General features: G+C 65.4%; 10 protein-coding genes and 1 pseudogene. 9 read left to right on the top strand and 2 right to left on the bottom strand.

Features of this window, described 5'->3' with window-relative positions:
- Positions 1-47: 47 nt before the first annotated feature.
- The 8 genes and pseudogenes from ACTHQV_RS18550 (at position 48) to ACTHQV_RS18515 (ending at position 6995) form a co-directional block, all read left to right on the top strand.
- Positions 48-851 (top strand): amidohydrolase family protein, encoded by an 804-nt coding sequence (locus ACTHQV_RS18550; RefSeq protein ID WP_440492221.1) that lies wholly within the window; start codon positions 48-50, stop codon positions 849-851.
- Positions 848-2935: a right-handed parallel beta-helix repeat-containing protein gene (locus tag ACTHQV_RS18545; RefSeq protein ID WP_440492218.1), complete on the top strand. Its 2088-nt coding sequence runs from the start codon at positions 848-850 to the stop codon at positions 2933-2935. The genes ACTHQV_RS18550 and ACTHQV_RS18545 overlap by 4 nt, the downstream gene beginning before the upstream one ends.
- 60 nt (positions 2936-2995) lie before the next feature.
- Positions 2996-3316 (top strand): L-rhamnose mutarotase, encoded by a 321-nt coding sequence (locus tag ACTHQV_RS18540; RefSeq protein ID WP_440492220.1) that lies wholly within the window; start codon positions 2996-2998, stop codon positions 3314-3316.
- On the top strand, positions 3313-3471 hold the full coding sequence (locus ACTHQV_RS18535) for a hypothetical protein (protein ID WP_440492217.1): 159 nt from the start codon (positions 3313-3315) through the stop codon (positions 3469-3471). Before ACTHQV_RS18540 ends, ACTHQV_RS18535 begins: the two co-directional genes overlap by 4 nt.
- Positions 3472-3478: 7 nt before the next feature.
- Positions 3479-4627, top strand: a pseudogene (lldD, locus tag ACTHQV_RS18530) (FMN-dependent L-lactate dehydrogenase LldD).
- A gap of 18 nt (positions 4628-4645) precedes the next feature.
- The gene (locus tag ACTHQV_RS18525; protein WP_440492216.1) at positions 4646-5500 is read left to right on the top strand and encodes a fumarylacetoacetate hydrolase family protein; all 855 of its coding nucleotides are present in this window, start codon (positions 4646-4648) and stop codon (positions 5498-5500) included.
- A 124-nt stretch (positions 5501-5624) separates the two neighbouring features.
- Positions 5625-6695, top strand: a complete 1071-nt coding sequence (locus ACTHQV_RS18520; protein ID WP_440492215.1) for an IS110 family transposase — start codon at positions 5625-5627, stop codon at positions 6693-6695.
- A gap of 15 nt (positions 6696-6710) precedes the next feature.
- Positions 6711-6995 carry a hypothetical protein gene (locus ACTHQV_RS18515; protein WP_440492214.1) on the top strand — a complete coding sequence of 95 codons (285 nt, stop codon included), beginning with the start codon at positions 6711-6713 and terminating at the stop codon, positions 6993-6995.
- 292 nt (positions 6996-7287) lie between these two features.
- Here the strand turns inward: ACTHQV_RS18515 and queA are convergent, their stop codons facing one another.
- Together queA and ACTHQV_RS18505 are read right to left on the bottom strand one after the other, a co-directional pair.
- Entirely contained in the window at positions 7288-8316 is a 1029-nt protein-coding gene (gene queA / locus ACTHQV_RS18510; RefSeq protein WP_440492213.1) for a tRNA preQ1(34) S-adenosylmethionine ribosyltransferase-isomerase QueA, read from the bottom strand.
- 23 nt (positions 8317-8339) lie between these two features.
- Positions 8340-9035 (bottom strand): peptidylprolyl isomerase, encoded by a 696-nt coding sequence (locus ACTHQV_RS18505; protein ID WP_440492212.1) that lies wholly within the window; start codon positions 9033-9035, stop codon positions 8340-8342.
- Positions 9036-9283: 248 nt separating this feature from the next.
- Here ACTHQV_RS18505 and petA point away from each other — a divergent pair, with 248 nt between their 5' ends.
- Complete coding sequence (gene petA, locus ACTHQV_RS18500; protein WP_242120471.1) at positions 9284-9868, top strand: ubiquinol-cytochrome c reductase iron-sulfur subunit; 585 nt, start codon at positions 9284-9286, stop codon at positions 9866-9868.
- Positions 9869-9871 lie beyond the last annotated feature (3 nt).

Below are 9871 nucleotides of genomic sequence, written 5' to 3'. Positions count from 1 at the left end.
CACCTACGCCCGGCAATGGCGGCGGAGACGACAATGCACTAACTAACATGCCGGACCACCCGCTGGGGGCTGTTCAGCCGACGCCGGCAGAGGCGCGCATCCACCGCGATTTCGGGATGAACGACCTGCTCGATGCGGCGTCCTCCGTTCCGCTTGCCGGTACCGTCATCGTCCAATCGCAGCCGACCGACAACGATACCGACTGGCTACTGATGCAGGCGGAACGGCTTCCCGTCCCGGCGGTCGTCGTCGGCTGGGTCGATCTCACCTCGGCGGATGCGCCCGGACGCATCGCGGAATTGGCGCGCAATCCCAGGATGCGCGGGCTGCGGCCGATGCTCCAGTCGATCGACGACATCGACTGGCTGCTGGGCAAGGCGCTCTCGCCGGCGTTGAGCGCCATGTGCGACCACGGCCTCGTCTTCGATGCGCTCGTACAGCCACGTCATCTGTCGATGGTGCTGGCGTTCATGAAACGATGGCCGCAACTGCCGCTCGTCGTCGATCACGGGGCCAAGCCTTTCGTGACAGAGGGGGCGCTGGACCCCTGGCGGGCGGATATGGCGGCGTTGGCTGCGGCGGGAGCCTATTGCAAATTGTCCGGCCTGCGGACCGAGCAGACATACGGCGCAGCCGTCGACGCACTGGCGCCCTATGTCGCGCACCTGCTCGAATGCTTCGGCGACCGGCTGATGTGGGGCAGCGACTGGCCGGTATTGTTGCTGTCGGGGGACGATTACGGCTGCTGGTATCGTGATGCCGATCGGCTGACCGGCCTCCGCGGCGCGGTCCGCGAACGGTTGTTCCATGGTGCGGCGCGGGAATTCTACGGGCTGGAGGAAATGCGATGAGGACGATGTTCGGGATGCTGTCGGCGGGCTTGACGATAGCGATCATGACCGCGCCGGATGCCGCGCAAAATCTGTTCGCGCCGCCCATTCCCCCTGAGCCGATCCCCGCGACGGCCGAAGAGATGCTGGAGACTGCGCATATCCTTCGGCGACCGCCGGGGGTGCCGGTCGTCATCACCGTGTCTCCACGCGGCGACGATGCGGGTGACGGGTCGGCCACCCGTCCTTTCGCCACGCTGAGCCGCGCGCAGGTCGAGGTCCGGCTCCACAATCGCAGCAGCGATGTCACCGTACGGCTGGCGGACGGCACCTATCGCCTGTCCGCGCCGCTTCAGTTCAGCGCGGCGGACGGGGGGCAGAACGGCCATGTCGTCCGCTGGGAGGCCGCACCGAATGCCCGCCCCGTCATCTCCGGAGGCACGGTCGTGACGGGCTGGCGATTGGCGGATGCGCAGCGCGGCATCTGGGTCGCGTCCGTGCCCATCGGCTCGGATCCACGCCAGATCTGGGTCGAGGGACGTATGGCCAAACGCGCGACCGTGGAAGCGTCGCGGCGCGCCTTCGCCTTTCACGACTGGGGAATCGAAATCGTCGATCCAGCCTGGCGCTTCCTGGCCGACCTGCCCGATCAAGGCCGCATGGAGGTGGAGGGGACGAGCTGGTTCACCCATCGCCATGCCGTGGTCGACCGTGTCGACGGCAACCGGATCTTGATGAAGCAGCCGGGCTGGCAGAACAACATCATCGGCTATGACACGATCGCACAGCCTCTGGCGGGCGAAAAGGCGCGCCTCTTTCTCGTAAACGCGCTCGCCTTTCTGAAGAAGGGCGGGGAGTTCTACGTCGATCCGGCCAAGGGACAACTCTACTACAAGCCCCGCGACAGCGAGGATATGGGGCGGGCCGAGGTAGTCATGCCTAGGTTGCAATCGCTCGTCGCAATCGGCGGCACCTACGACGTGCCGGTCCGCGATCTCGCTTTTGTCGGTCTGGGGTTCCAGCATACAAGCTGGCTCGCACCGTCCAGCCCCGACGGCTATGCCAGTCAGCAGAGCGGTGCGTTCCTGTCGGGAAGGTTGGCCGACTATCCCGACCATCCGATCCGGGATTGCAGCTGGGGGTGCCGCGCGTTCGAGACGACGCGCAACCGCTGGCATCAGCAGCCCGCGGCGATCCAGGTGGCGGCCGCCACCCGTATCCGGTTCGAGCGGGACGACTTTACCCATCTTGGCCAGATCGCCCTGGGCATCGGCAACAATGCCGATGCGAACGACCGCGGCATCGGCATGGGGGCGACCGCCATCACGGTCGAGCGCAACCGCTTCTTCGATCTGGCAGGCGGCGCGATCATGGTCGGCGGCATCACGCCGGATGCGCATCATCCCGTCGTGCCGGAAGCGGGCGTCCGCGATATCCTGATCCGCAACAACGTCGTGAAGCGCGTGTCGCAGGATTATCATGAGCAGGCGGGTATCCTCGTCACCTATGCGACGGGTGCGGTGATCACGCATAACGACGTGTCGGACGCGCCCTATGACGGGATCGACGTCGGCTGGGGCTGGGGCACCAACGATCCGGGGGGCAGCCCCGCATACCGGGTGGCGAGCCGGGGCTATTATGATTTTCCGGGCAATCGCGTCTACGACACGCCGACCATCCTGCGCGACACGGTCATCACGGCCAATCGCGTGCATAACGTGAAAAGCTGGTTCCCCGATGGCGGCGCGATCTACCATCTTTCGGCCGATCCCGGCGCGCTGATCGCGGAAAACTATATCTATGACGTGCCCGGCGGCATCGCCCTCTATCTCGACGAGGGATCGCGCTACGTCATGGTGCGCAACAATGTCGTCAGCAACGTCGGCGTCTGGCTGCACCTGAATTCGCAGGGCGATATGCTGCCGCGGCGCACGGCGATGGACAATACCGCCAGGAACAACTGGTACGATTCGGGCAAGCAAAACGGGGAGTGGACCGACTATCTGAACAATCGGACGGTCGACAACGTCCTGGTGAAGAATGGCGAATGGCCGGCCGCCGCGCGCGCGGTCATAGACCGCGCCGGTGTGGAGCCCGAGAAGTGAGCGGGGCGCCGGCCGGGGCCGCCACGCGGCGTATCGTCAGGATCATGGACCTGACGGACGATCCGGCCGCTCGCCGCCTATGACCTCGCCCATGCGCCCGGCAATACGCCGCCGGAGGTGATCGCGGCTCAGCTTCGCTACGGCATCGCCGAGTTGCAGATTCATCGCGCCGGATGTCGTCTGGTGATGCTGATGGAGGTGACGCCGGACTTCGATCCTGCGGGACTCGATGCCGAGCGCCACGTCCATCCCGCGATCGACCAATGGCACATCCGGATGGGTGCGCTTCAACGCTCGCCCTTCGCCGATGGCAAGGCATGGCCGGAGGCGAAGACGGTCTTCCGCCAGTCGGATCACGTAAAGGGCACGGATCGGTCATGACGCGACTGGAAGGCAGGCGCACCCGCGTCACGGGCGCGGCGCAAGAGTTCGGCCGGGGGACGGCGGCGATGTTCGTGCTGCACCCGGCGAGTGACGAAGGCGGCTATGCCACCGGCGGCCCGATGGCGGTCGATGGCCGCCGGACCATGGCCTGATCCTGTGGTGACGATTTCCTCCGTCGAGGATTTCCGGGCGGCGGCGCGGCGCCGGTTGCCGCGCTTCCTGTTCGACTATGCCGATGGCGGCGCCTTTGGCGAGGAGACGCTGCGCCGCAACGTCCACGATCTGCGGGACGTCATGCTGCGCCAGCGGGTGCTGCGCGACGTTGCGGATGTGGACCTGGGCACGTCGGTCCTCGGCCGCGATCTGCCGTTGCCGGTCATTCTCGGCCCGGTGGGCATAGGCGGCATGTTCCGACGGCGCGGCGAGGTGCAGGCGGCGCGGGCGGCGCATCGCCACGGCGTGCCGTTCACCCTTTCCACGGTGGCGATCTGCGGCATGGACGAGCTGCGCGGCGGCGTTCCGTCCAGACCCTTGTGGTTCCAGCTTTATGTCATACGCGATCGGGGTTTCATGCGCGAACTGATCGCCAGGGCCAGGGCCGCGGGGGCAGAGGCGCTGGTGTTCACCGTCGACATGCCGATCCCGGGCATCCGGTATCGCGATGCTCATTCGGGCATGTCCGGGCGGTCCGGCCCGGTGCGCCGCATTATGCAGGCGATGGGCAGGCCCGGCTGGGCCTGAGACGTCGGCCTGCGCGGGCGGCCGCACCGTCTGGGCAATCTGGAGCCGGTGCTCAGCCGCGACAGCGGGATGAACGATTATATGGGCTGGCTGGGCGCCAATTTCGATCCCGGCATCGTCTGGCGCGACCTCGACTGGCTGCGCGCCGAATGGGACAGCCCGCTCATCATCAAGGGCGTGCTCGATGTCGAGGATGCGCGCGCCGCCGCCGATTACGGCGCGGAGGCGATCGTCGTTTCCAACCATGGCGGGCGGCAGCTGGACGGCGTGCCCTCCACCGCTGCGGCGCTGCCCGGAATCGCGGCGGCGGTGGGCGAGCGCCTGACCGTGCTCGCGGATTCCGGCGTCCGCTCGGGCCTCGATGTCGTGCGATTGCTGGCATTGGGAGCCAAAGGCGTGCTGCTGGGTCGCACATGGCTCTGGGCACTCGCCACGCAGGGGGAGGCGGGCGTCGAAAGGATGCTGGCCATGCTGGCGCAGAAGATGCGCGTCGCCATGACGCTGACCGGCGTCGCCTCCGTTGCGGCGATCACCGACGACATTCTCGTCCGACCTCCTTCCATCTGATGTCTTGAAGGGATCATCATGAAACTCTGCCGTTATGGGAATACCGGCCAGGAAAAGCCGGGCCTCATCAACGATGCCGGTCGTATCCGCGACGTATCGGCGCATGTCGCCGATTTCGGGCCCGATGCGATCGGACCCGAGGCGCTGCGCCGCCTGTCCGCGCTGAACCTCGAAGATCTGCCGCTGGTCGAAGAGCCGGTCCGCTATGGACCGGTCACCGGCACGCGCAAGTTCATCGCGATCGGGCTGAACTATGCCGACCATGCCGCCGAATCGGGTTTGCCGATTCCGGAACAGCCGGTGGTGTTCGGCAAATGGGTCAATTGCATCCAGGGTCCGAACGACCCCGTCGTCATTCCGCGCGATTCGGTGAAGACCGATTGGGAGGTCGAACTGGGCGTCCTCATCGGCACCGGCGGACACGATATCGCGCAAGCCGACGCGCTGAACCATGTCGCGGGATATTGCGTCATCAACGATGTGTCGGAGCGCGAATGGCAGGCCGAACGCGGCGGAACCTGGGACAAGGGCAAGGGCTTTCCGACCTTCGGGCCGGTCGGTCCATGGCTGGTGACATCGGACGAGGTGGGCGATCCGCAGGCATTGTCGATGTGGCTCGAGGTAAACGGCAAGCGCGTACAGGACGGCAACACCGCGACGATGATCTTCACCGTTGCCGAGATCGTCTCCTATTGCTCGCGGTTCATGGCGCTGGAGGCGGGCGACATCATCACGACCGGCACGCCGCCGGGCGTCGGACTGGGTCAGAAGCCCGCGCCATGGTTCCTGAAGGCGGGGGACGAGGTGTGGCTCGGCATCGCCGGACTGGGTGAGCAGTGCCAGCATTTTGTCGCGGCCTCGCCGACGCAATGATGCCCGCCGTCCGGACCCTGACCGTCGCGAGCGGTCATGGCGGCCCGCTCGCGAAAGGTGCGACGCATGACGTCTTCCCCGCGCCGCCGGCATGGACGCGACATTTGCAGGAGATCCCGGGGATATGACCCAAGCCGCTTCGTCCACCGCCGTTCGTGTCAAGCGACGTCTGCCGCCGGCTGTCGAGGAGGTGCTGACGAAGCGTCTCGGTGCAGAGACGAACCCGGCGGACGTGCCGCTCGATCGGGCGACCCTGATCGACGCGATGCGGAGCTGCGACGTGTTGGTGCCGACGGGCGGCCTGTCGCCGCACCTGGCGGGCAAGCTGCGCGAGCAGGGTTTCCAGGTGGCGGTGCTCGACGCGCTGCAGGTCCACCGGGTACTGTCGGTGAAGCGCAACAAGACCGACACCAACGACGCGCGCGGCATCGCCGAGATCACGCGCAGCGGCCGCGACTATCTGACCGAGGTCTACGTCAAGTCGAACCTGTGCTTCGAGGTCCGGGCGTCGCTGATCATGCGCGACCGCCTGGTCAAACAGCGGCGTGAGACCGAGGCGATGATCCGCGGGCTGGTCCGCGTCTATGGCGGGCGTATCGAACCCGGCAGCGACAGCCCGGCGACGTTCCGCGAACGGGCCATCGACCAGCTGTGTCTCATCGCCGACACCGAAAGCGTCGACCTGCGGCCGCGTGTCGTCCCGCTCCTCGACCTGTGCGAGCGTTTCTACATCGAGGCCGGGCGGATCGAGCGCGAACTCGACCTGCTCGCGGCATCGAATCCGGTATGCAAGCGGTTCATGGAAATCCCCGGCATCGGCACGATCACGGCGCTGTCCTTCTATAGCGCGATCGAGGACCCGACGCGGTTCCGGCATGTTGACGATGTCGCGGCCTATCTGGGTCTGACCCCGCGCGTCTACCAGTCGGGTGAGAGCCTGACACATAGCGGGATCAGCAAGATGGGTAACCAGCTGACCCGCACGCATCTGGTCGGCGCGGCGACGGTCATGCTGGCGAACACCAAGTCGTTCATCACGCTGAAGGACTGGGGCATGAAGCTCAGCAAGCGCGTCGGCTTCAATAAGGCCAAGGTCGCGTTCGCCCGCAAGCTGGCGAGCGTGATGTTCAGCCTGTGGCGCGACGGCACCCACTTCATGGCCAAGGCCGCGATGTGGGACCACATCGCGATCTGATGCAGGCGCGCGCGAATGAGGGGCACCTCCAGGGATAAGATATCAAGAAAGATTGTCTCGGGAACTGAGATAACAAAAGACAATTTTTTTGAAAGCGTTACTGATCTGGTGGAGGTTAGGCTACTTCATCTATCTCAACAAGATTTTTCAGAAATAGACAGTGTGATTAGAGATAAGGTGTTGGAAGGTGACTGGGTTTTAGGAGAACGGCTTAAGGCTTACACATCGGACCCGGAAAATTACGATTATTTCTGTAAATTTGATCTAGAATTAATTAAGAAAGTCAACTTCTTACACTAGCGTACATCATTTGGTGAAGCCTAGGCGTGACTCGCCTATATGCTGCGAAATACAAGTTCGAACGCTTTTTGAGAAAATATGAAGTGAAGTCGATCACCAAATAAACTACCCTACTCCGACGACCAGCGTCGCCTGCAAGGAACAAATAAAGGTCCTTTCGAAGATTGTCGGTGCCGGTAGTAGGCTACTTGACTCATTGCAGCGTGTTCAGGACTCGTCGGGAATGTAGGTGCTTGGGCTCCCACCGTTTGCCAACGCGAATGTGACGAACGGAGATGAGGCCTACGCGCCTTTACGGAAGGAGCAGCGACGCATCCCCGTAGGAATAGAACCGATAGCCATTCTCGATGGCATAAGCGTAAGCGGCTTTCATCCGTTCGCGCCCCATCAGGGCCGATACCAGCATGAACAAGGTCGATTTGGGGAGGTGGAAGTTGGTCATCAGGCCGTCAATGCCACGGAAACGGTAACCGGGCGTGATGAAGATCGCGGTGTCGCCTTCGAACGGCTCGACCTGTCCCGCTTCGTCGCAGGCGCTTTCGATCAGGCGCAGGCTGGTGGTGCCGACCGCGATCACCCGGCCGCCGGCGGCGCGGACGGCGTTGAGGCGGGCGGCGGTCGCGGCGTCGATGCGGCCCCATTCGGCGTGCATCCGGTGGTCGTCGGTATCCTCCGCCTTGACCGGCAGGAAGGTGCCCGCGCCGACATGCAGCGTCAGCGTCGCATGGCCGATTCCGGCCGCGTCCAGTGCAGCCATGAGTTCGGGCGTGAAGTGCAGTGCGGCGGTGGGGGCGGCGACGGCGCCGGCTTCGCGCGCGAACAGCGTCTGGTAATCCTCGGCATCGCGCGCATCGGCACCGCCGCGCTTGGCGGCGATATAGGGCGGCAACGGCATGCGCCCGGCGCGCTCCAGCAGCAGTTCGACCGGTTCGTCGCCGGCGAAGTCGAGCGCGAAGCTGCCATCCTCACCCCGTTCGCCCGCGGTCGCGGTCACGCCCGCGCCGAAATCGATCGTGTCGCCGTCGCGCAGCCGCCGGCCGTTGCGGACGAAGGCCCGCCAGCGACGCGGCCCCTCCCGCTTGTGCAGGGTCGCACCGATGGTCGCATCGCCGCGCCTCCCCTCCAGCTGCGCCGGAATGACGCGGGTGTCGTTGAAGACCAGCAGATCACCGGGACGCAGACAGGCGGGCAGGTCGCGCACGCCGCGATCGAGCGTGGCGTCGCCGTCGAGCACCAGCATCCGCGCCGCATCGCGCGGGGCGGCGGGACGCAGCGCGATCCGGTCGGTGGGCAGCTCGAAATCGAACAGGTCGACGTGCATCGGACGTGATCGACGGTCGGGCGTTAGCGGGCGGGCTTGGGCTGGACCCGCTTCGGTGCGGCGGCGGCCGGCTTCGCGCGGGGAGCGGTGGCGGGCAGCGGTGCGACCGTTTCGGGCAGCGCGACCGGTGCCTCCGCCTGATAGGGCGGGGGATTGTCGCTGGCGACATAGGCATGGACGATGCGCGACGGGTTCGCCGGCGGCTCGCCGTTTTCGATCGCATCGACATATTGCATGCCGTCGATCACCCGCCCGAACACCGTGTATTTCTTGTCGAGCGCAAGGCGCGGGGCGAGCATGATGTAGAATTGGCTGTTCGCGCTGTTCTCGTCATTGGCGCGCGCCGCCGCCACCGCACCGCGGACATGCGGCAGATAGTTGAATTCCTTTTCGACGTTCGGCAGCTTGGAGCCACCGGTGCCGTCGCCATCGGGATCGCCGCCCTGCGCCATGAATCCGTCGATCACGCGATGAAAGGTCAGGCCGTCATAGAATTTCTCGCGCGTCAGCGTCTTGATCCGCGACACCATTTTCGGCGCGACATCGGGGCGCAGCCAGATCGTCACCCGCCCGCCGGTCGACAGGTCGAGAATCCAGAGGTTGCGCGTGTCGGTGGTCGATGGCGGCGGCGCGCGCCCGGGCACGTCCATGACCTGCGCCATGGCGGGCAGCGCGAAGAGCGAGGCGAGAAAGGCGAACAATAGGGCGATACGACGCATGGAGTTCCCGAAACACGCGAGGGATATGGGGTCAGGCTGCGGCGCATAGACCATGTCGTCGCTTGCGCCAATCTGAACATCGACGGACCGCCATGGCACCGTTTCGGCAAAAGGGATTGGCAAACGGTGGAACGCCCGGCTATCACCCCATGCGACTGGACGGAGAACCGATCGGTCCGGCGTCGCTTCCACGAAGGCGACCGGAGAGGGGCAGGGCGCAAAACGCGTCCGACGACAAGGGCTGTTGAATGGCGACTGACGACGATCAGCACGTACCCGCAGGCGGCGCAACCGCGCTGGATGGCGGGCCGGACAACCCCCGCAGGCGCGACTATCTGTCGATCGGCGCGGTGGCATTCGCCGGGGTCGGCGCGGGCGTGATTGCGCTGCCGCTCATCAACCAGATGTCGCCTGCCGCCGATACGCTGGCGCTGTCGACGACCGAGATCGACCTGTCGGCGATCGAGCCGGGACAGGCGATCAAGGCGACGTTCCGCAAACAGCCGCTGTTCGTGCGCAACCTGACGCCCAAGGAAATCGCCGAGGCGGACGCGGTGCCCTTGAGCGACCTGCGCGACCCGCAGACCCTCGAAGAGCGGACCAAGACCGGCAAGAACAACTGGCTCATCACGCTGGGCGTCTGCACCCATCTCGGCTGCGTGCCGCTGGGCGCCGGCGAGGGCGAGAACAAGGGCCCGTTCGGCGGCTATTTCTGCCCGTGCCATGGTTCCGCCTATGACACCGCAGGGCGCATCCGTTCGGGTCCGGCGCCGCAGAACCTGCACGTTCCCGAATATGCATTCACGTCCGACACCGTCGTGACGGTCGGCTGAGGA

The organism is Sphingomonas sp. SAFR-052, from assembly GCF_051965015.1.
GTDB lineage: Bacteria > Pseudomonadota > Alphaproteobacteria > Sphingomonadales > Sphingomonadaceae > Sphingomonas.
This window is presented reverse-complemented; position numbering and strand designations above follow the sequence as displayed.

Coding starts and splice junctions, on each gene's coding strand:
- ACTHQV_RS18515 (WP_440492214.1), top strand. CDS start 6,711: ATGAGGGGCACCTCCAGGGATAAGATATCAAGAAAGATTGTCTCGGGA.
- ACTHQV_RS18545 (WP_440492218.1), top strand. CDS start 848: ATGAGGACGATGTTCGGGATGCTGTCGGCGGGCTTGACGATAGCGATC.
- ACTHQV_RS18525 (WP_440492216.1), top strand. CDS start 4,646: ATGAAACTCTGCCGTTATGGGAATACCGGCCAGGAAAAGCCGGGCCTC.
- ACTHQV_RS18535 (WP_440492217.1), top strand. CDS start 3,313: ATGACGCGACTGGAAGGCAGGCGCACCCGCGTCACGGGCGCGGCGCAA.
- queA (WP_440492213.1), bottom strand. CDS start 8,316: ATGCACGTCGACCTGTTCGATTTCGAGCTGCCCACCGACCGGATCGCG.
- ACTHQV_RS18550 (WP_440492221.1), top strand. CDS start 48: ATGCCGGACCACCCGCTGGGGGCTGTTCAGCCGACGCCGGCAGAGGCG.
- ACTHQV_RS18505 (WP_440492212.1), bottom strand. CDS start 9,035: ATGCGTCGTATCGCCCTATTGTTCGCCTTTCTCGCCTCGCTCTTCGCG.
- petA (WP_242120471.1), top strand. CDS start 9,284: ATGGCGACTGACGACGATCAGCACGTACCCGCAGGCGGCGCAACCGCG.
- ACTHQV_RS18520 (WP_440492215.1), top strand. CDS start 5,625: ATGACCCAAGCCGCTTCGTCCACCGCCGTTCGTGTCAAGCGACGTCTG.